Genomic DNA, 20,932 nt, shown 5'->3' on the forward strand with positions numbered 1-20,932 from the left:
TCCATCCTCGTGGACAACACGGAACATCCCGCGGCCGGTATCCTGACTCCCGGATCAGCGCGCGCCGTCCGCCTTCCCGACAGCGGACTGTCAGTGGCGTGCTGCTCGACGGCGTACTCCCCGGTCACAGTGGCGGGACCGCGCCGGAATCACACCGGCTTCCCTGCACCGCGGGCCTTCGCCGCGACTATATAGTTGGACGTCCTAGTAAATCCACCCCCGGGCGGGTGATCACCCGCGGCTCCATCCCTAGAACGGATGCCGTCGGCGCTTCAAGACCTACCCGCAATGGGCAAGGTCACAGCGGTGCCACGACTACCGTTTGAGCGAGCTGACCTAACATCCGAGCATGACTGTCCTTCCCGACGACGGGCTCTCCCTAGCCGCCGAATTCCCCGACGCATCCCGTGAACAGTGGCAGCACCTGGTGGCCGGGGTGCTGCGCAAGTCGGGCAAGGACGTCGAGGGGCCGGCGGCCGAGGACGCCCTGTCCACCGCCCTGGAGGACGCGCTCCGCGTCCGTCCCCTCTATGCCGCCGAGGACACCGCCCCCGAGCCCGGCCTCCCCGGTTTCGCCCCGTTCGTCCGGTCCGGCCGCGCCGAGGGCAACACAGCCGGCGGCTGGGACGTACGCCAGCGACACACGACCCCCGACGCCCCGACGGTCCTCGCCGACCTGGAGAACGGCGTCACCTCGCTCTGGCTGGTGGTCGGCGAGGGCGGCTTCCCCGTCGGGCGTCTGGGCCAGGTCCTGGAAGGCGTCTACCTCGACCTCGCGCCCGTCGTCCTCGACGCGGGCCAGGACGTGGAGGAGGCCGCGCGGGAACTGCTGCGGCTTTACGAGGAGCGGGGCGTCGCCCCGGAGGCGGCGCGCGGCAACCTGGGGGCGGACCCCCTCGGCCTGGAGGCCCGCACGGGCCGGCCGTACGACTTCTCCCCCGCCGCCGGGCTCGCCCGGCGCTGCGTCGAGGAGTACCCGGGCCTGCGGGCCCTGACCGTGGACGCACTGCCGTACCACGAGGCCGGCGGCTCGGCCGCGCAGGAGCTGGGGTGCGCACTCGCGACCGGCGTCACGTACCTGCGGCAGCTCACGGAAGCGGGACTCACGGTCGAACAGGCCCTCGGGCAGCTGGAGTTCCGGTACGCGGCCACCGCCGACCAGTTCCTCACGATCGCCAAGTTCCGTGCCGCGCGCAGGCTCTGGGCCCGGGTGGCCGAGGTCAGCGGGGCGAGCGGCGCGGGCGCGCAGCGCCAGCACGCGGTGACATCCCCGGTGATGATGTCCCGCCGCGACCCCTGGGTGAACATGCTCCGCACCACCGTGGCCACCCTGGCCGCGGGCGTGGGCGGCGCCGACTCCGTCACCGTACTGCCCTTCGACCACGCGCTCGGCATGCCGGACGCGTTCGCGCGGCGCATCGCCCGTAACACCTCGACCATCCTCATCGAGGAGTCGCACCTCGCACGGGTCATCGACCCGGCGGGCGGCTCCTGGTACGTGGAGCGCCTGACGGACGAACTCGCCCACGCGGGCTGGGAGTTCTTCCAGACGATCGAGAGCGCGGGCGGCCAGGCCGCCGCCCTGCGCTCCGGGATGATCGGCGACCGGCTCGCCGAGACCTGGTCGGCCCGTAGCGCCAAGCTCGCCAAGCGGCGCGAACCCGTCACCGGTGTCAGCGAGTTCCCGAACCTCGCCGAGAAGCCCGTCATCCGCGAGCCCGCGCCCGAGCCGCCCTCCGGCGGGCTCCCCCGGGTCCGTCGCGACGACGCCTTCGAGGCGCTGCGCGCCCGTTCCGACGCACACCTCGCCGCGACCGGCGCCCGGCCACGGATCTTCCTTGCCACGCTCGGCCCCGCCGCCGCGCACACGGCACGAGCCACGTTCGCCGCCAACCTCTTCCAGGCGGGCGGCATCGAGGCCGTCACCGGAGGCACCTTTGAGGAGAGCGGGGCGAGCGAGGCCTGCCTCTGCTCCAGCGACGCGCTCTACGAGGAGCAGGCGGAGGAACGCGCGCGGGAGCTGAGGACCGGGGGCGCGGGGCACGTGTTCCTCGCGGGCCGGCCCGGGCCGTACGCGGTCGACACCTATGTCTTCGCGGGCTGCGACGCGGTCGCCGTGCTCGCCGCCACCCTTGACCGGATGGGAGTGTCCTGATGTCCGTCCCCGACTTCTCCGGGATCGAGCTGGGTACCCCGGCCGCCGACGGAAGCGCCGACGAATGGCGTACGGCGGTGAAGAAGGCCGCCGGCGGTGACGACCTGCTCTGGGAGACCCCGGAGGGCATCGCGGTCAAGCCGCTGTACACCGGGCAGGACCTGGAGGGCCTCGACTTCCTCGGGACCTACCCGGGCATGGCCCCGTACCTGCGCGGCCCGTACCCGACGATGTACGTCAACCAGCCCTGGACGATCCGTCAGTACGCCGGTTTCTCCACGGCCGAGGAGTCCAACGCGTTCTACCGGCGCAATCTGGCGGCCGGTCAGAAGGGCCTCTCGGTCGCCTTCGACCTTCCCACGCACCGGGGTTACGACAGCGACCACCCGCGCGTGACCGGTGACGTCGGCATGGCGGGCGTGGCGATCGACTCGATCTACGACATGCGGCAGCTCTTCGACGGCATTCCGCTGGACAAGATGACCGTGTCGATGACGATGAACGGCGCGGTGCTGCCGGTTCTCGCGCTGTACATCGTCGCGGCGGAGGAACAGGGCGTACCGCCCGAGAAGTTGGCCGGGACCATCCAGAACGACATCCTCAAGGAGTTCATGGTCCGCAACACCTACATCTATCCGCCGAAGCCGTCGATGCGGATCATCTCCGACATCTTCGCCTTCACCTCGCAGCGGATGCCGCGCTACAACTCGATCTCCATCTCGGGCTACCACATCCAGGAGGCGGGCGCGACGGCCGACCTGGAGCTCGCGTACACCCTCGCCGACGGCGTCGAGTACATCCGGGCCGGGCGGGAAGCGGGCCTGGACGTGGACGCGTTCGCGCCCCGGCTCTCGTTCTTCTGGGCCATCGGCATGAACTTCTTCATGGAGATCGCCAAGATGCGGGCGGCCCGCCTGCTCTGGGCCAAGCTGGTGAAGCAGTTCGAGCCGCAGAACGCCAAGTCGCTCTCCCTGCGCACCCATTCGCAGACCTCCGGCTGGTCGCTGACCGCCCAGGACGTCTTCAACAACGTGACGCGTACGTGCGTCGAGGCGATGGCGGCCACCCAGGGCCACACCCAGTCGCTGCACACCAACGCCCTCGACGAGGCGCTCGCGCTGCCCACCGACTTCTCGGCGCGGATCGCCCGCAACACCCAGCTGCTCATCCAGCAGGAGTCCGGCACGACCCGCTCCATTGACCCCTGGGGCGGCAGCGCGTACGTGGAGAAGCTGACGTACGACCTGGCCCGCCGCGCCTGGAAGCACATCCAGGAGGTCGAGCGCGCGGGCGGCATGGCGCAGGCCATCGACGCCGGCATCCCGAAGCTGCGCGTCGAGGAGGCCGCGGCCAGGACCCAGGCGCGCATCGACTCCGGGCGCCAGCCGGTGATCGGCGTCAACAAGTACCGGGTGGACTCCGACGAGCAGATCGACGTGCTCAAGGTCGACAACTCCTCCGTACGTGCCCAGCAGATCGCCAAGTTGCGGCGGCTGCGCGAGGAGCGGGACGAGACCGCGTGCCGGGACGCGCTGGACGCGCTCACCCGGGCGGCGGGCGGCGAGGGCAACCTGCTTGAGCTGGCCGTCCGCGCGGCGCGCGCCAAGGCGACCGTCGGTGAGATCTCCGACGCCCTGGAGAAGGTGTACGGGCGGCACGCGAGCCAGATCCGTACGATCTCCGGTGTGTACCGCACCGAAGCAGGGCAGTCCCCGTCCGTCGAACGCACCCGCACCCTGGTCGACGCCTTCGCGGAGGCCGAGGGCCGCCGGCCGCGCATCCTGGTCGCCAAGATGGGCCAGGACGGCCACGACCGCGGCCAGAAGGTGATCGCCACCGCCTTCGCCGACCTGGGCTTCGACGTGGACGTCGGCCCGCTGTTCCAGACCCCGGGCGAGGTCGCGCGGCAGGCCGTCGAGGCGGACGTGCACATCGTCGGGGTGTCGTCGCTGGCCGCCGGCCACCTCACGCTCGTACCGGCGCTGCGGGAGGAACTGGCGGCGGAGGGCCGCGAGGACATCATGATCGTGGTGGGCGGGGTGATTCCTCCGCAGGACGTGCCGACCCTCCTGGAGATGGGCGCGGCCGCCGTCTTCCCGCCCGGCACAGTGATCCCGGACGCGGCCCACGACCTGGTACGGCGACTGTCGGACGGCCTCGGGCACGAGCTGTGATCGACCTCGACGCGTATGTGAAGGGGGTGCTCGACGGGAAGCGTGCCGTCGTGGCCCGCGCGATCACGCTCGTCGAGTCCACCCGCCCCCAACACCGGGCCCTTGCCCAGCAGTTGCTCACCGAGCTGCTGCCGCACAGCGGCAAGGCGCGACGGATCGGGATCAGCGGCGTGCCGGGCGTCGGCAAGTCGACGTTCATCGACGCCTTCGGCACGATGCTGACCGGCGCGGGGCACCGGGTCGCGGTGCTCGCCGTCGACCCGTCGTCGAGCCGGACCGGCGGCTCGATCCTCGGCGACAAGACGCGGATGGAACGTCTCGCCGTGGACCCGGCGGCCTTCGTCCGGCCCTCGCCGACGGCCGGGACGCTGGGCGGGGTCGCCAAGGCGACGCGCGAGTCGATCATCGTGATGGAGGCCGCGGGCTACGACGTGGTCCTCGTCGAGACCGTCGGTGTCGGTCAGTCCGAGACCACCGTGGCCGAGATGGTCGACTCCTTCCTGCTGCTCACCCTGGCGCGGACCGGTGACCAGCTCCAGGGCATCAAGAAGGGCGTCCTGGAGCTGGCGGACGTGATCGCGGTCAACAAGGCGGACGGTCCGCACGAGCGGGACGCCCGCGCGGCCGCCCGGGAGCTGTCGGGTGCGCTCCGGCTGATGCACGGCGCGGACGCCGCGTGGACGCCGCCCGTCCTCCACTGCAGCGCCCGCGAGTCGACGGGGCTCGACACCGTCTGGGAACGGCTCGAACAGCATCGCACCCTGCTCGACTCGACCGGCCGCCTCGCCGCCCGCCGCAGGGACCAGCAGGTCGACTGGACCTGGACGATGGTCCGCGACGAACTCCTCGGCCGCCTGCACTCCCACCCGGCCGTACGCGACCTGACGCCCGACGTCGAACAGCAGCTCAGGGACGGCGTGTTGACGGCGACGACGGCCGCCGAGCGCCTGCTGCGCGCCTTCGAGGAGCCGACGGACCGAGGCTGAGTCGGGCGGCCGGGGCGCGCCCTGGAGCCCCGGGTGCCGCCCTGGAGCCCCGGGTGCCGCCCAGGAGCCCCGGGTGCCGCCCAGGAGCCCCGGGTGCCGCCCAGGAGCCCCGGGTGCCGCCCAGGAGCCCCGGGTGCCGCCCTGGGGCCCGGGAGGAAACTCCCGGGCCCCAGGCATTCCCGCCCGACTGATCCGGCTCAGGCGCCCCAACGCGGGGCGGACCCACCGAGGTTCAGTGCTCGCAGAGGGAGAATTCCCGTTCGTAGATCTGCTCGTTGTGTTCGTCGACGAAGAACTTGCGTTCCTGCATGAGTTGTTCGCGGTAGGTCTTGGCCTGTTCAAGCGTCATGGTCGAGGTGTCGGACCACGGCTGCTGCGGTGGCACATCGGATGTCGAGACGATCGCTTCCGACGGGTCGACCAGGAAGAACGCAAGGATCTTGCGGTGTCCCGGGCGGGTGGGGTCCGTGAGGCGGAATGGGCTGACGCGGTGCTGCAGGACGTTCGGGAACGCCAGGCAGCGCCCCTCCGGCGTCGACGCCGATCCCAGCATCTGGTTCAGTGCGTCCTCGTCCTCCAGGCCGTAGACCTCACGCAGACCGTCGTCGTCGTTCTGTTCGTAGTGCGGGTCGTCGAGTGCCGCCCGGAAACTCAGCCGACTTTCGGTGATGTTCTCGCTGTCCCAGTAGTAGATACCGGTCGAGACGATCCGCTCGTTCAGCATCCCCTCGACATGCCAGGAACCGCCCGGGTACTCGGGCTTGTCCGGGGTGAGATGAACGGTGGCGAGCTTGACGATCACCTGAAGACGGCGGCCGCGTAGATCGACCCGGGCGGATTCGTCGGGTACCTCGGGCCGGGTGAAGGCAGGGGCGTCCGGGATGACCGGACGGCGGTTCTCCCACCACTCCTCGTAGGCGTCCGTCCATGCGTCAAGTGCGTCCGCGTGGGCCCCGGCATCGCTGAAGGCAGACCTGACCGGATATTCCGGTTTCGAGTCGTACCACCCGTAAGGATCGGCCTCGATCCGCAGGGGCCGCGGATGACGCAGATCGGTGAGCACGTTCTCCAGCAGCGGGCGCATGCGCGCGAACAAGTCCGGCAGGACGGAGGCCAGTTCGCGATGTTCCTCGGGATGGACGTTGTTGACGTACGAACGGAAGGCGACGTCGCCGTCGTCACTGACGTCGACGTCCGTGGGCAGCCATTGGAACTTCTCCGAGAACTCGTACGTCGAGTAGCGGTCCGTCGGGTTCTGCCAAGCCCGCTCGGGCGCGCCGCTCGCCTCTCTCACCAGGCAGAACAGTGAGGGATGAACCAGATCCAGTACCTGACCGTCGGATCCGGGATGCCAGTCCTTCTCAGCTTCGGGAACCTGCTCCAGCACCCGAACCGCCTCGCGCAGCCGGGACCTGAGCTTGTCGTCGACCAGCGTGTCCGACTGCCACACCCCGTCGACGGCGGACACCTCGATACCGGTCCGTCCGTCCCGCAGCGCGACGTAATGCACGAGTTCGGCAAGCACGTATCGAACCTGCGCTTCGGTGAGGCCCTGGGCGACCGCCTCTTGCGTCCACCTGCCGACGATGTCGGCATCGTTCATCTTGTCGAACCACCCCGGCTTCGCCCGAATGTGGGAGCTGCACCGCATCATCTGAACTTCCCGCAGCGTTCGGGGAGTCGCGAACGCTATGGAACGGGAAGCGTGAAAGGGCAGCGGAAAAGCAGACAGGCCGGTCAATTCTCGTGGTCCCTACAGTCGGTGTGCGGTGGCGGGAAGAATAGCCCAGCAGACTGACACCGCAGCCCTCTCCCAGACGCCGGGCTTCGCGAGGAGGAGAGGACCGCCCCCGAAGCGGAACCTGCCCGGGCCGGTCGTTGCGACCACACCACGACCAAGCCCTTCGACCACACCGCGACCACCACGCCCTCGGACGCACGAAAGGCCGCCCTCTCACGGATGAGAGAACGGCCTGCTGCTCCAGGCGTCCGAGCTCCACACCCGCACCCGCGCATGTGCCGGTCGGTTCCGTGTGGGGGCTTGCTGCTGGTCACGTGCTCCATCCGACCAGTTCGCCTGGTTAAATGCGATCGTGATCGAACTAGCGTTTCTCGCAGTTGTCGCAGCTTTCGTCGGGTGGCTGATGCGCCGGAAGCAGCAGCAGAGGTCAACCGCGATCGCCACCGGCGAAGTGGCCGGGGTGCCCTGCATGCTCAAGTGGTCTGCTCAGAGCACTCGCTGGCGGGCGGGACGTCTGATGATTGGTCCGGGCCCCCTAGTCTGGAAAGCTTCCCTGGGTAAGCAGGAAGCCGCCCTGCCGACCGATTTGCGTCAGATGGGGGTTCGGTCGCCCTCCCTGCGTGAGGCGGTGTCCTTGAACCCGAGATCCCGGATCGTGGATTGCGAATCGTCTGGCGGGCCCATCCTGCTCGCGGTCCAGCCAGAGGAGCTGGATCAGGTGATCGAGGCTTTGGCGAGCACCTAGCCGCAGTTGATGCTTCCGAGCTGCTGGCACCCCGACCGCCTGCCCCCTGAACAGAGAGACGCCTACCTCCCCTTCAGCGCCGGCCGACATCGCTGCGCAGGAGACCACTACGCCCTGCACCAACTCACCCTCCTGATCGCCGCCGTCCTCACCCGCCTGCACCTGCACCCCTCCACCAACCACCCGATCCGCCCCCACGTCGGCACGGTCGAACGCCCCCAACAACTCCTCATGACCCCCACACCACGCTGACCAAGCCCCGGCACCACCAGAACAGACCACCTACCGCCGGCACACGCGGCCTTGGTAGGGCCGCGTGGGTCCCTTGTGGCAGCCCGAGCCCTGGTTCAGAGAAGAAGTGTGCATTCGACAGCACTAGCCGTTCGCGGTCGCCAGCCAACCTGCCCCACGCTGCGAGCGCGCTGCGGCGGTACTGAAATTCACGCGCTTCCACTGCACCTTGCATGACCTGCTTTGCGGCGTGTGCGACATGGCTGGGTCCTTCGAGTCCGAGGACAGCTGCCGGCCCGCGCATCTGCTCGAAGCCGCCCACGGACCGGTACGCGCTTCGTGCCTGGGCGCGTCCGGCTGCGTATGCGGCCGCGGCGGCAATGACCGCCGTCGGGGTGGTGAGGAGCGCGGCAGTGACGGCGGGGTCCATGGCGGGCTGTCGTGCCGGACGACGGAGCTGGGGAGAACACCGCGCTCTGGAGGCCGCCCTGGACCTGAAGGCGCTCAGGCGACGCCTGCCTGACCCAGGATCGCTACTTTGCGGCTGGTGTCCGAGGTAGGACTACGAGGCCATGTCTCCGAGGGTCTCGATTCCACGCCTGGAACGTCTTGTTTGTCGACCGAACGCGTAGCCCTTGTGACCTGCTTGAACCGAATGCGTCAAGAGGCGAACGTCCGGTTCTGAGGGGGGCTCCGCATGGCAACGCGGGGGGCCTACCCCGACGCACCGGAACCCGGCCGACAGCGACATCGATGCGGGGCCGGTGCGCGCGTGCGGCTGGCGCGGCGGGACGACCTACCCGATCGACTGGGAACAGGTCCGCCGCGAGGACGGCCCGTACGCCTATGACACCAGCGGCCCGTACGAGGACTGGAACGGTCACATGGACGAGGTGGCCGCAGGCCAAATTCCCCTGCCGCCGGATGTGACCGGTGCACTCCAGCTCCTTCGCGCGCGCCAGGACGAGCTCATGGAGGAGCAGCCGCCGGCCGTGCTGAGGGTCGCCCGGGAGCTGGAGGACGTGATCGCTTCGTCCGTGCCGGTCGCGGCCCGGATCATCTCCTTGGAGGACACACCGGTGTTGGAGGTGGCGGAGGCACTCGGGGCCATCGAGAAGGCTGCCGGCTCCTGCCTGTCGCGCTACGCGTTCCCGCGCTGACCCGCGCCGGAAGCAGGACAGCTCTCCCGTGGCCACGCCCTGCGAGAACCGGGGCGCAGCCCGTACGACGACCCCAGGCCATGCCGCCGCCGCCGCGTTTCCGGGCGGTGGCGGCATGTCGACCCCGAGGCTCCCCCACGGGGAACAGACGTCGCTCAGCCCCAACGCCGGGAACGTCGACAGCCCCTTCTCGGAGCCACTCCTACGCAGCCGCGACGACCTCCAGCGCGGCCTCGGGGTGACTCTTCAGCGCCATGCGGGCCTGCACCAGGCCCCCATCCTTCTCCAGGGTCGCCCGGTACGGATGCGTCGAGACCTCGATCGACAGCTCCCGCACCACGGCCCACAGCCGCCTCTCCTCCGCGTCCTGCTCCGGGGTGCAGCCCGGGCTTTCCTGCCGGCCGCCGGTGACGACGCCGGTATGGGGGTGCACCTCGCCGGGCCACCCCGGGATCGGCTCGACCGACCACGGCAGGGACTGGCACAGCACCGCGTACTTGGCGCGCGCTTGGTGGAGACGCCTCTGGGCGTCGATCAGATCAGTCGGGAGGGTTTCAGCCACAACAAGAGTGATACGTCTGTTCGAATTCTGACGGACGACGCCACACCGACAGCCAGACGGGTCTGCCCCCCTGCGCTGCTGAAGGTTGAGTGTGCGCCACGGGATCTTGACCGCGAAGGCTTCGCCTGAACGTCGGGTGAGGTAATCAACTCCGCTAGGTATACATGGAGCATGGCAACCTTCGTACTCATCCACGGTGGAGGCGACAGCGGCTGGGCCTGGCATCTCCTCGAAGCCGAGCTGCGCTCGCGCGGGCATGAGACCGTTGCCCCGGACCTACCGTCGGACCAGCCTTCTGCGAGGCTCAGCGATTACGCCGACGCCGTCGTCGAGGCAGTCGGCGAGCGGCGAAATCTCGTGGTCGTCGGCCACTCCTACGGCGCGTTCACGGCGCCACTGGTGGCCGACCGACTCCCGGTCGAGGTACTGGTTCTACTTGCCGGAATGATCCCTGTCCCGGGCGAGCGGCCGGACGACTGGTGGGAGGCGACCGGCTGCAACCGGGCCAGGGACGCTGCGGGCCTGTCCACCATCGAGGACCCCTTCGAGAGCTTTTACCATGACGTCCCACGCCACCTGGCCGAGGAGGCCATGCGCAGGGAGCGGGAGGAATCCTCCCGGGCCGGCAGCGAGCCCTGGCCGCTGACGGTCTGGCCGGACCTGCCCACGAAGTTCATCGTGTGCAAGGACGACCGCTTCTTCCCGCCCGAGTTCTTCCGCGACCTGGCGCGAACGCGCCTGGGCATCGTGCCCGACGAGATCAGCGGCGGCCACTGCGTCGCGCTCAGCAGGCCGAACGAGCTGGCGGACCTGTTGGAGGGGTACCTCCAGAGGTGACCGCCTCATGCGGTGGAGGCGCCGCTGCGGATCACCCTCCTCGCCCAGTCCGCGGCGGGCTGGGGGCGGCTGTGCCGGATCGTTTCCGCCGCTCACGCCGAGGTCGTGGGAGCCGCGGGCGGGCCGCCGGTCGCCGACTGGGCCGCGCTGCGGCAGTACGCCAGCGACGGACTGACGACCCTCCTTGGCCCGGCCTCCGAGCCGCTGCGGCCGCTCGCCGCCGGGCGACTGGATGTCGCCGAGCGGCTCCTTGGGCCGTGGCGGGATCTCGCCGGGGCGAACCTCCGGTTGGAGATCGTCTGCAGGGGCCTGCCCGGCACGGGGCCCGGCTCCGTACGCCACGCCGCACGCACGCTCACGCTCGCGGACCGGCTCGGCATCCGCATATCGCGTCGTCGACCCCGTCACCGACCCCGGCCTCGGCACCCCGCACTTCCCGGAACCGACCATCCTCGGGGCCGATCCGGCACCGGGCGGTGCGATGCGGCTGCTGCGGCAGCGATGCGAGGTCGGGATGGCCGCCCGCGGCCGCGGCCTCGACCTCGACCAGACGGCGATGGGCCAGCTCGACTACGAGCTCGGCATCATCGGCCGCCTGAAGAACGCGGCGTACTTCCTCGCGGCCGCACAGGTTGTCGCAGACGTACGGCACATGGGGATCCGGGTCGCCGCCCGCGACTCCGGCGCCGACTCGATGGTGCACCACAGCGTGTTCGTGGCCACCGGGAATCCGCTGGAGCATCACCTGCTGTTCGAGCGGTACCTCTCCGAGCGGCGGGCGTCGCTGCCGGACATCGACGGCGACGTGGAGTCCGCGCGCCGCCTGGAGGTCTGCGACCGGATCACCGATCGCTTCGGTCGTGAGCGGGGCGCGGTCTCCGGCATGCCGGAGACCTACCGTGCCCGCCACGCCCTGCGGTTCCCTGTCAAGTTCGGCATGTTGAAGCGGTCAGTCGGACCGGGCGGGAGCTCGTAGTTCGATCTTGTAGCCGCCGTCTGGGGTGGGTTCGGCGGTGAGGGTGCCGTCGAGGAGTTCGGCGCGTTCTTTCAGGCCGATGAGGCCGTGGCGGGCGCTGGGGAGGGCGACGGTCGGGCGGGTGGGGGCGGTGTTGGTGACGGTGACGGCGAAGTGGTGTGTGTCGTGCCGCAGGTGGACGTCGGCGCGGGCTCCGGGGGCGTGTTTGCGCACGTTGGTGAGGGCTTCCTGGACCGTGCGGTAGACGGTGCGCTGGGCGGTGGTGCTGATGCCGGGAGGAAGTTCTCCGGTGAGGGTGGTCTCGATGCCGCTGTTGGCGATGAGCTGCTGGAGGTCGGCGAGGGTGGGCTGGGGGGTGAGTTCGGTTGCCTTGCCGCCGGAGGCGCGGAGCAGAGTGACCATGTGGCGGAGTTCGTCGAGGGTGTTCGCGCTCAGGGTGCGAATGGTGCGGGCGGCCTCGCGGGCGTCGGGGTCCTTCGCGGCCATCTGCAGGGCTCCGGCCTGGACGGCGATGAGGCTGACCTGGTGGGAGACGACGTCGTGCATCTCGCGGGCCAGCTGGGCGCGTTCGCGGGCGAGGACGGTCTGGGCGTACAGGGCGCGTTCGTGTTCCCGGGCCTCCTTGACCTCGACGAGCCGGCGGGCGACGTCGTGCCTGGCCTGCACGAGCTGGCCGAACAGGACGGGGGCGAAGGCCGTGGCCAGCGTGTAGACGAACTGGACGAGCGTCCAGGTCCGGTCGCCGTCGAACGCGTCCGACAGCGGCCACAGGAGGGTGGCCGCGGTGGCGTTCAGCAGGGCACAGCCGGCGAGCAGAGGGCGGTTGCGGGTGGACGCGGCGAGTGTGTACAGGGCGGCGATCGGCGCGACGGCGACGTCCATGAACAGGGTCATGGGCAGGGTCAGCAGGAAGACGGCCAGTGGGAAGCGCCTGCGCAGGAGCAGGCCGGCGGAGCCCGCGGCCGCGCAGGCCCACATCACCGGGGTGCCCTCGCCCAGCAGGTTGATCCAGGCGTCGAGCGCGGCCAGCGCCACCAGCCCCGTGTCGACGGCCCAGGGCGGTACGCGCCGCCACAGTGCCCGACCCGTGCTCATCGTCCGTCGTTCCCTGCCGTGTCGTCGTCGTTGCGGGTGAGAAGTCCGGCGCGCTCGGCGAGGAGTGCGGCCTGGACGCGGCTGGTGACCCGCAGTTTGGTGAGGATCGAGCTGACGTGGTCCTTGACGGTGCCCTGGCTCAGGTGGATGCGGGTGCCGATCTCGGCGTTGGAGAGTCCTTCGGCGATCAGGACGAGGACGTCGCGTTCCCGGTCGCTGAGCAGGCCGACGCGCGAGATGTCCGCGTCATGGGGTGCTCCGGCCCCCGGGTGGCTGCGGAGCAGGGCGCGTGACGCCTTCGGCGACATGACGACGCCGCCCGCGGCCAGGGTGCGGACCAGCTGGGCGAGCTGTTCGGGCTCGGTGTCCTTGAGCAGGAAGCCAGAGGCTCCCGAGCGCAGTGCGGTCAGGATGTACTCGTCGGTGTCGAAGGTGGTCAGCATGGCCACGTGCGGCGGGTCGGGCAGCGTCTGGATCTGCCGCAGCACGGTCAGGCCGTCCACGTCCGGCATGCGGATGTCGAGGAGCACGACGTCCGGCCGCTCGCGCCGGATCACGTCGGCAGCCTGCGCCCCTTCGGCGGTCGCCACGACCTCGATGCCGTCGGACGCGTTCAGGATCATCTGGAAACCGGACCGCACCAGGGCCTCGTCGTCCACCACCACTACCCGGATCACCGGCGTCCCGCCTCACACTCTCGTCTGCGCTGTCCCGCTGCTCGGCGACCCGTTCATTCGGGAATCCCGCGTGCTCGTACGGGTTCGCCTGACGTCGACCGTACGCCGGGCAGGGTACGCGGTGACATGATCACCCACCGACTGTGGACACCTGGCGGGTCGGCTCCAGCCGTTCGGGGGGTGCGCTCCGGCCGGTCGGCAGGCCGGCGGGCGAGGCTCGGCGGATGGCGCCCGCCGTGCTCGTACCGTGGGATCGGTCCGTGGCCCCGCGCCGAGTCCGAGGGCCGCAGCCGATGTCCGTACCGTTTCGAGGACCGTCCCGCCATGCCCGGCTCATACCCGCGTCAGTCCGTCCGTGCCCTGCGCCGCCTGGCCGTGCGTCCCCATGTGCTGTTCGGGGGTGTGTACGGGGCGGTGCTGGCCAGCTCGATGGTGGCCGCCCTGTCGGAGCAGGGGGAGACGGCGGCGGCCGACCGGTTCACCAGCGCCCAGTGGCTCCTGGTCACGGCCGTCGCCTCGGCCCTGGCCCACGGTTACGCCCATCTGATCGCCCTGCGCGGCGACCGGACCCACCACGGTGTACGCGCCGGGGTGCGGTTGCTGCTGTCCGAGTGGCCGCTGGTGGCGGCGACGGCGCCGACGCTGCTCCTGCTGCTCGGCGCGGCCTGGGGATGGTGGCCCTCGGAGGGCGTCGAGTACGTGGTCTTCGCCGTGAACGTGGTCCTGCTGTTCGCCTGGGGCCTGCTCGCGGCCCGCGCCGCCGGCCGCACTTGGGTTTCCGCCCTGCGGATCGGCGCGGTGGACGCGCTCCTCGGACTCGTGGTCGTCGTGGCCAACGCCCTCATCAAGTAGGGCCGTGTCGGTCCCGTGAGAGACCGTCCGTAAGCGAGGCGCCGCACGTCAGGCGGCGCGCGATCGCCGCCGGAAGAGGGCGGGCAGGCCCGGTGTCGTGACGAAGCCTTCCGCGCGGCCGGCGGCCAGGGCGATCCGTGGCAGTTCGCAGCTCTTCTGGAAGAGGACGAAACGGGGTTCCCAGACCGGGCGGTACTTGGCGTTCGTCCGGTACAGCGATTCGATCTGCCACCAGCGGGAGAAGAACCCCAGGATGGTGCGCCACACCCGCAGGACGGGTCCGGCGCCCAGGCGGTCTCCGCGCTCGAAGACCGACCGGAACATCGCGAAGTTCAGCGAGACCCGGGCCAGTCCCACATCACCCGCCTGCCGCAGCAGCTCGATCACCATGAACTCCACCAGGCCGTTGTCGCTGTCGCGGTCCCGCCGCATCAGGTCGAGCGAGAGTCCCTTGCTCCCCCAGGGAACGAAGCTGAGCAGCGCGCGCAGTTCGTCGTGGGCGTCGTGGCACTCGACCATCACGCAGCGCCCGTCGTCCGGCGAACCGAACCTGCCGAGCGCCATGGAGAAGCCGCGTTCGGTCGCCCCGTCGCGCCAGCGGTCGGCGTCGGCCACCAGACGGGCCATCTCCGGCCCGGGTATGTCCTCGTGGCGGCGTACCCGCACGCTGTAGCCGGCGCGCCGGACCCGGTTGTGTGCCTGGCGAACCCCGCGCATCGCGCGTCCCTCCAAGGTGAAGTCCGCGATCTCCACGACGGCTTCGTCGCCCAGTTCGAGGGCGCTCAGACCGTGTCGTCCGTAGATCACGCCCGCTTCCTCGGACGCACCCATCACGGCCGGGACCCAGGCGTGTGCCTGTGCCTCGGCGAGCCAGGCGTCGATGGCGCCCGGCCATGCCTCGGGGTCTCCGACGGGGTCGCCGGAGGCCAGGGAGACGCCGTTGACCACGCGGTAGGTCACGGCCGCCTTGTCGCGGCGCAGGGCGAAGTAGCCCAGGGAGTCCCGCTCGCCGTGCCGGTCGAGGAGGGTGCGCAGCCGGGCCTCGTCGTCCTCGGTCAGCATCACCCGGCCCCGGGGGCTGCGGAACGCCACGTACAGCACGCTCAGGAACACGAGCGCCGCCGTCACGTTGAGCGTCCCGTCGACCCAGCCGGGCACCTGGACGAGGCGGGCGGCCTTCTCGGACGGGTCCAGCGTGACGAAGCGGGACAGGACGTAGCCGAGGCGATCGGACAGGCCCGCTCCCGCGCCGGTGCCGGTGGCCTGCACCAGCGCCACCCCCAGCGCGCTGCCGAGGACCGTACCGCCGACCAGGGTGGCGAACGCGGTCCGCGGGTTGGAGCGGTCGCCCTTCGACGTGAACTCCGCGCGCCCCACGAGCAGGGCCAGCAGGAAGAGGGCGGTGAGCGCGGCGGAGGCCCAGTTGATCCCGTGCTGACGGAAGCCGGGTTCCTCGCCGGGCACGAACAGCCAGAGGACCATGACCGACAGGGTCAGTGCGGCGAGGACCGTGTTGAAGATCCAGGCCGCGCGCTTGCGCCTGCGCATGGCGACGGCCAGGCCCAGGGCGAGGATCGCGGACACCAGGCCGGCGGTGAGCAGGTACGGGGTGAAGTGCTCGCCCTCGTTGTGTTCCCGCACCCGGTCGCGCAGGGGAACGGACAGCACCGCCAGCACATTGAGCAGAGCGATGACACGCAGGTACCAGACGCTCGCTGTGGCCGCCGCGCGACGGCACCGTGGTGTCACCACGGTCGGGTGAGGCTTCAGGGCGGCGGTCGGCGGAGTCGTCGATGCAGTCACGTCTACGACATTCGTGAGGATCCGGAGGATTCACCATCCGGCAACCGGCCACACGTACCCCGCCAGGTGGCGGGGTGGCGGAGCGGCGGCGGTCCCGGCATGTGACCGCCGCCAAGCGGCGGATGCGCCTCCCGCTGCTCGGCGGGGGGCGACCCCGAGGCATCGACGAGGTTGGGGACATGCAAGCCGGGACGCCGTGAGCGTCGGCCCTGTCCGACGGACGGATGATCCCGTGCCCGTGTCCGCTCGCCGTGGCCGTGCGTCGGCCAGGAGCAGAAGCAAGGAGCGCCCCATGTCGGCCACCAGCCGGACCCTGCTCGCCGGTGCCGTCGCAGCGGTCGTCGCCGTACTGATCACTCTTCTGGCCACGGCCATCGGCAACTAGACCCCTGCCACGCCTCATCGCATCCGGTGCCGACGGGACCATCCGGTCCCGAGGAGCATGCGGTCCCTTCTTCGAGTGCACCCACGTCAGGAGAGAACGTCATGAGTGTTTCGCTGTCCAAGGGCGGCAACGTCTCGCTGAGCAAGCAGGCTCCGGGCCTCACCGCGGTCCGGGTCGGCCTGGGCTGGGACGTACGCACCACCACGGGCGCCGACTACGACCTGGACGCGAGCGCGCTGCTGTGCGGCGAGAGCGGCAAGGTCTCCTCCCACGCGTCCTTCGTCTTCTACAACAACCTCACGAGCCCGGACGGTTCGGTCGAGCACACCGGCGACAACCTCACCGGGGCAGGCGACGGCGACGACGAGGTCATCAAGGTGGACCTCGCCACCGTGCCCGCCGACGTGGCGAAGATCGTCTTTCCGGTCTCCATCCACGATGCCGCCGCCCGCGCCCACCCCTCGCGTGGACATCCCCTCCGCGTGCGGGCGGCGGGCCCTCCCCGCCGGGCGCCGTCCAAGCCCGGCCACACCCTTCGCCTCGACCCACCCCGGGAGTTCCGCATGTCCATCAACCTCACCAAGGGCCAAAGGATCAGCCTGACCAAGTCCGACACGACCCCCCTCAGCCACGTACGGATGGGGCTGGGCTGGCAGGCGAGGACGCGCACGGGCCTCCTCGGCAGACTGATGGGTCCCGCGGCGATCGGCCTCGACGCTTCCGCGGTCCTGTACGCGGGCCGGCGGGTCGTGGAGGTCGTCTACTTCCAGCACCTGACCGGCATCTTCGGTGCCGTGAAGCACTCCGGCGACAACCGCGTCGGCGGCGACGGGCCGGGGGACGACGAGTCCATCACGGTCGACTTCACTCGGATGCTGGCGGAAGTGGACCAGATCGTCTTCACCGTCAACCCCCTACACCGGCGCGACCTTCGGCGAGGTCGAGAACGCCTACTGCCGCCTGGTGGACGAATCGACGGGGGCCGAGCTCGCCCGCTACACCCTGTCCGGCGGCGGCTCCCACACCGCCCAGATCATGGCCAAGATCTCCCGGATCAACGGGGCGTGGCAGCTGACCGCGATCGGCGAACCCGCCTCCGGGGCCACCTTCCAAGACCTCCTGCCCGCCATCGACCGCCACCTCTGAGCCCGCCCGCCCCCGGCCCGCCGGTCGGCGGGATGGTCCCGGCCGGTCGGCGGGGGTGCCACCGAAACCTGCCGGATGGTCCGCCTCCCCACCTCGCCGGGAGATTCCTCGTATGACACAGATACAGCCGCCGCAGGCGATGTCGGCTCCGCAGGAGCACTCCCCTCCAGGACTCCGTACCTCGTCCGAGGCCGCCGGGAAACCCTCGATGGGGCGCCTGGTCGGGGTGGATCTGGCCCGCGCGCTTGCGGTGTTCGGCATGTACATCGTCCACATCGGCCCGGTCCTGTCGTCCACGCACGGCGTCGGCACCTGGGTCCGGTATCTGGCCGACGGGCACTCGTCGGTGCTCTTCGCCACCCTCGCCGGGTTCTCGCTGATGCTGATCGCCGGCCGCCGTGAGCCGAAGACCGGCCTGGCGGGCCGGCAGGCGAAGGTCCGGATCGCGATCCGCGCCGTGGTCCTGCTGGCCCTGGGCAGCGTGCTGGCGATGGAGTACGGGGGCGTGATCATCCTCGGCTTCTACGGCGTGTACTTCCTCCTCGCCCTGCCCCTGCTACGCCTGTCGGCCAAGGCACTGGCGATCACCGCGGCCGGGCTCGCGCTCGTCACACCCCAGCTGGCGTTCTTCCTGAACTCGCTGCTCAGCGAGTCCGTCCAGCAGACCATCGACGCCTACGACCCGCTCAAGAAGATCAGCGAGGTCGGCGTCCTCGACCTGCTGCTCACCGGCTTCTACCCGACGATCACCTGGATGTCGTTCGTCGTCGCCGGCATGGCCCTCGCCCGCCTCGACCTGTCGGCCGTCTCCGTCCAGCGTCGCCTGGCCGCCCTCGGCGCCGCCCTGGCCGCCGGCGCGTACGGCCTCTCCCTGCTCCTGGCGGGCAAGGACGCTCTGCGGAGCACGGCGGAGGGCGGAAAGTCGTCCTCCGGGTTCGAGAAGGCGTCGTCCTTCGACGTCGGATCGTTCGAGGCCCCCCAGCGGGCGGCCTCGGAACTGCTGTCCGCCGGACCGCACAGCGGCACCACCTTCGACATCATCGGCAGCGTCGGCGTCGCCATCCTCGTGATCGTCGGCGCGACGGTCCTCATGGACCGCCTGCCGCGCCTGCGCCGTCTCGCGAAGCCCGTCATCGCCGTGGGCACGATGTCCCTGACGGCCTACGTCGGCCACTTCCTCGCCCAGTCCATGCTCGGCGTATCGGCGGGCGAGAGCACCCAGACGTCCTGGATCCCCGTGCTCACGTTCATCCTCGGGGCGATCGTGTTCGCCGCGGTGTGGTCCCGCTTCTTCCGCCGCGGACCGCTGGAGGCGTTGCTCAACGCCGTCACCAAGCCGGCGAAGTACGTCCGTTGACGCCGACCGGGGCGGGCGGTCCTCGACGGCCCGCCCGCCCCGGCCGCGACGGCTCCCGCGGCCCGCTCACCTCGACCCCGTGTCGTACCGTGCTGAGCGGTCACTTCGCAGCCGAGCCGGTGGACCGGGGGTCAGTAGGCCGTTCCGTCGGCGTGCCGTCCGGGCGAGCTGGTCAGCGAGCTGATGGTGTTGTGCTTGGCCCAGCCGCCGGTCGCCGAGCCGTCGGGGCTTCGGTTGAGGGACACGCCGTCGGAGTCGGCCTGGCTCGAGGTGTAGGTCAGCGACTGGACCGTCGCTCCGGTCGCGTCCCGCAGGATGACCTGGTCACCGCCGTTGGACAGGTTGAGGCCGCCGGTGCCGGCCGCCACCGCGACGACGCCGCTGGGGATCGCCGAGGCCGCGCCGAACACGGTGATCGCCTTGCCGGGCTGCAGCGTCGTACCCGCCGCGAACGTGTGGCGCACTGCCGTCCCGTCCCGGAGGGTCCAGCCGGCGAGGCTGATGGCCGTGCCACCGGTGTTCACGATCTCGACGGCCTCGCCGGCGGTGCTGCTGCCCGGCTCGTTGGCCAGTACCTCGTTGATGAAGACGTTGGCGGGGCCGCCGCCGGAGGTGACGGTGACGTTCTGGGTCGTGGTGTGGGTGGCTCCGCCGTTGTCCGTCACCGTCAGCGAGACCGCGTAGGTTCCGGCCGCAGCGTAGGTCACGGTCGGGTTCGTCGCCGTCGATGTCTGGCCGTTGCCGAAGTTCCAACCGCGGCTCACGACGGTGCCGTCTGAGTCGGTGCTGCCGTCGGTGAAAGTGCAGGTGAGAGCGGTACAGGAAGGCGTGTACGAGGCCGTGGGCCGCTGGTTCGCGCCGCCGCCACCGCCGATGGCGAAGTCGTAGCGGGCCAGCACCGGGTAGTGGTCGCTCGTCGTCGTCGCGTAGTTCGGGACATAGCTCTGGGGCTGGAAGGCTTTCGCCGAGCCCGCGACGTACTTGGCGTGCGCCTCGTTCGTGGTGAGCTGGTGGTCGATGAAGTCCGGGTAGCCCGTCGTCGACGCCACGCCCGCCAGCGAGAGGGCGCGCGTCGGGAACGTGTAGCGCGCCGCGTCGTTCACGAAGTTGGCGTACGGAGATGCCTTCCCCGACGTGATGGAGGTGTCGACGTCGTCGTTCCAGTCGCCGACGACGAAGACGTTCTGCGTGGGGTAGGTCGTGTCCAGGTAGGACTTCAGGGCCTGCGACGCGGGGTTGCGCAGGTTCCACGCGTCCTGGGTGGAACCTGCCTTCGCGTGCAGGACGATGAAGACGAGGTCACGGGTGACACCGTCGAACGTGCCACGCAACGTGAACTCCACCGGCGGGCGGCCCGCGAAGTTGCTGTTCTGGTCGGTCAGGATCACCTTCGCGCTCACCAGGGTGGCCATGCTGGAGCGCCAGACGAGGGCGACCTTCTGCTCGGTGTTGCCGAAGTCCGAGTAGTACTGGGCTCCGTTCGTCACGATCGGGTCGTTGGCCACGACCCCGGTGTACCCGGGCATGCCCGCCACGAGGGTGGTGAACGCCGAGATGCTGACGACCTCGGACAGCCCCCACACGTCCATGTCGGCGCCCGCCATGACGTCGCGGACGTTCCGCTGCTGGAGCGCCTCGTCGGTCGGGCCGTAGTTCGGCGCGCCGAACCACTCGACGTTCCAGTTGCCGACGTCGAGCTGCGTCGGCGATCCCTGCGACGGAACCGAGGCGGCGGCCTGCGCCGTAGGGGCGGTGGTGAACGTTGCCAGCGTCACGGCGGCGGCCAGGCAGGCGGTGCCGAGCTCGGCGGTGCGACGGGGGCGTCTGGCAGGTATGCGAGGAGGTGACATGGGGGTACCTTTCGCGAGCGGTTGCGGACGGTTCGCGGAACACCGCACGGGGTCTGTGGGGGACACGCCGTGGCGGCAGGGCGGTTCTATGCATGCCGGATTGCGCGCGAAGGACCGGAGGGTTTCCTCCGCGTGTCGGTTCTACGCGCGTTGCACAGTGTGCGCCGGGCGCCGGTGCGGCGCCATATCCCTGACAGGAA

15 protein-coding genes, 3 pseudogenes and 1 riboswitch are annotated in these 20,932 nt (G+C 70.4%); of the genes and pseudogenes, 12 read left to right on the plus strand and 6 right to left on the minus strand.

Features of this window, described 5'->3' with window-relative positions; genetic code table 11:
* Positions 1–14 precede the first annotated feature (14 nt).
* Positions 15–201, minus strand: a riboswitch (cobalamin riboswitch).
* Positions 202–349: 148 nt separating this feature from the next.
* From ACGFYP_RS02630 to meaB, 3 genes are read left to right on the plus strand one after another with little or no spacing between them, the layout of a single operon-like run.
* On the plus strand, positions 350–2,155 hold the full coding sequence (locus ACGFYP_RS02630) for a methylmalonyl-CoA mutase family protein (RefSeq protein ID WP_393485563.1): 1,806 nt from the start codon (positions 350–352) through the stop codon (positions 2,153–2,155).
* A complete protein-coding gene (scpA, locus tag ACGFYP_RS02635) occupies positions 2,155–4,329 on the plus strand; it encodes a methylmalonyl-CoA mutase (RefSeq protein ID WP_393485566.1) in 2,175 nt (724 codons plus the stop codon). Before ACGFYP_RS02630 ends, scpA begins: the two co-directional genes overlap by 1 nt.
* Entirely contained in the window at positions 4,326–5,315 is a 990-nt protein-coding gene (meaB, locus tag ACGFYP_RS02640; protein ID WP_393485568.1) for a methylmalonyl Co-A mutase-associated GTPase MeaB, read from the plus strand. Before scpA ends, meaB begins: the two co-directional genes overlap by 4 nt.
* 232 nt (positions 5,316–5,547) lie before the next feature.
* Here meaB and ACGFYP_RS02645 read toward each other — a convergent pair whose 3' ends face one another.
* On the minus strand, positions 5,548–7,056 hold the full coding sequence (locus ACGFYP_RS02645) for a DUF4246 family protein (RefSeq protein ID WP_393485570.1): 1,509 nt from the start codon (positions 7,054–7,056) through the stop codon (positions 5,548–5,550).
* Between the two features lie 352 nt (positions 7,057–7,408).
* Here ACGFYP_RS02645 and ACGFYP_RS02650 point away from each other — a divergent pair, with 352 nt between their 5' ends.
* The 3 genes from ACGFYP_RS02650 (at position 7,409) to ACGFYP_RS02660 (ending at position 9,192) form a co-directional block, all read left to right on the plus strand.
* Positions 7,409–7,801 (plus strand): hypothetical protein, encoded by a 393-nt coding sequence (locus ACGFYP_RS02650; RefSeq protein ID WP_393485572.1) that lies wholly within the window; start codon positions 7,409–7,411, stop codon positions 7,799–7,801.
* A gap of 9 nt (positions 7,802–7,810) precedes the next feature.
* Complete coding sequence (locus ACGFYP_RS02655; RefSeq protein WP_393485574.1) at positions 7,811–8,053, plus strand: cytochrome P450; 243 nt, start codon at positions 7,811–7,813, stop codon at positions 8,051–8,053.
* Positions 8,054–8,796: 743 nt separating this feature from the next.
* The gene (locus ACGFYP_RS02660) at positions 8,797–9,192 is read left to right on the plus strand and encodes a hypothetical protein (protein ID WP_393485576.1); all 396 of its coding nucleotides are present in this window, start codon (positions 8,797–8,799) and stop codon (positions 9,190–9,192) included.
* Between the two features lie 202 nt (positions 9,193–9,394).
* Here the strand turns inward: ACGFYP_RS02660 and ACGFYP_RS02665 are convergent, their stop codons facing one another.
* Positions 9,395–9,754 (minus strand): hypothetical protein, encoded by a 360-nt coding sequence (locus ACGFYP_RS02665; protein WP_393485578.1) that lies wholly within the window; start codon positions 9,752–9,754, stop codon positions 9,395–9,397.
* 171 nt (positions 9,755–9,925) lie between these two features.
* On the opposite strand from ACGFYP_RS02665, the gene ACGFYP_RS02670 reads away from it, so the two are divergent.
* Both ACGFYP_RS02670 and ACGFYP_RS02675 read left to right on the plus strand, forming a co-directional pair.
* Positions 9,926–10,591 carry an alpha/beta fold hydrolase gene (locus ACGFYP_RS02670; RefSeq protein ID WP_393485580.1) on the plus strand — a complete coding sequence of 222 codons (666 nt, stop codon included), beginning with the start codon at positions 9,926–9,928 and terminating at the stop codon, positions 10,589–10,591.
* A gap of 6 nt (positions 10,592–10,597) precedes the next feature.
* Positions 10,598–11,510, plus strand: a pseudogene (locus ACGFYP_RS02675) (DNA polymerase III subunit alpha); the annotation flags it as partial.
* A 30-nt stretch (positions 11,511–11,540) separates the two neighbouring features.
* On the opposite strand, the gene ACGFYP_RS02680 reads toward ACGFYP_RS02675, so the two are convergent.
* Complete coding sequence (locus ACGFYP_RS02680) at positions 11,541–12,662, minus strand: sensor histidine kinase (RefSeq protein ID WP_393485582.1); 1,122 nt, start codon at positions 12,660–12,662, stop codon at positions 11,541–11,543.
* Entirely contained in the window at positions 12,659–13,339 is a 681-nt protein-coding gene (locus ACGFYP_RS02685; RefSeq protein ID WP_393485584.1) for a response regulator, read from the minus strand. Before ACGFYP_RS02685 ends, ACGFYP_RS02680 begins: the two co-directional genes overlap by 4 nt.
* Positions 13,340–13,663: 324 nt before the next feature.
* Here ACGFYP_RS02685 and ACGFYP_RS02690 point away from each other — a divergent pair, with 324 nt between their 5' ends.
* A complete protein-coding gene (locus ACGFYP_RS02690; protein WP_393485586.1) occupies positions 13,664–14,191 on the plus strand; it encodes a hypothetical protein in 528 nt (175 codons plus the stop codon).
* Between the two features lie 48 nt (positions 14,192–14,239).
* Here the strand turns inward: ACGFYP_RS02690 and ACGFYP_RS02695 are convergent, their stop codons facing one another.
* Positions 14,240–15,994, minus strand: a complete 1,755-nt coding sequence (locus ACGFYP_RS02695; protein ID WP_393485588.1) for a phosphatidylglycerol lysyltransferase domain-containing protein — start codon at positions 15,992–15,994, stop codon at positions 14,240–14,242.
* Positions 15,995–16,480: 486 nt separating this feature from the next.
* Between ACGFYP_RS02695 and ACGFYP_RS02700 the strand changes: the two are divergent.
* The 3 genes and pseudogenes from ACGFYP_RS02700 to ACGFYP_RS02710 all read left to right on the plus strand — a co-directional run.
* Positions 16,481–16,831 (plus strand): annotated as a pseudogene (locus ACGFYP_RS02700) (TerD family protein); the annotation flags it as partial.
* A 111-nt stretch (positions 16,832–16,942) separates the two neighbouring features.
* A pseudogene (locus tag ACGFYP_RS02705) lies at positions 16,943–17,525 on the plus strand (TerD family protein).
* Positions 17,526–17,637: 112 nt separating this feature from the next.
* Positions 17,638–18,882, plus strand: a complete 1,245-nt coding sequence (locus tag ACGFYP_RS02710) for a DUF418 domain-containing protein (RefSeq protein ID WP_393485590.1) — start codon at positions 17,638–17,640, stop codon at positions 18,880–18,882.
* A 131-nt stretch (positions 18,883–19,013) separates the two neighbouring features.
* Here the strand turns inward: ACGFYP_RS02710 and ACGFYP_RS02715 are convergent, their stop codons facing one another.
* Complete coding sequence (locus ACGFYP_RS02715; protein WP_393485592.1) at positions 19,014–20,732, minus strand: lamin tail domain-containing protein; 1,719 nt, start codon at positions 20,730–20,732, stop codon at positions 19,014–19,016.
* Positions 20,733–20,932 lie beyond the last annotated feature (200 nt).

Origin of the sequence: Streptomyces sp. NPDC048370 (assembly GCF_043200825.1) — a bacterium.
Taxonomy (GTDB): Bacteria; Actinomycetota; Actinomycetes; order Streptomycetales; family Streptomycetaceae; genus Streptomyces.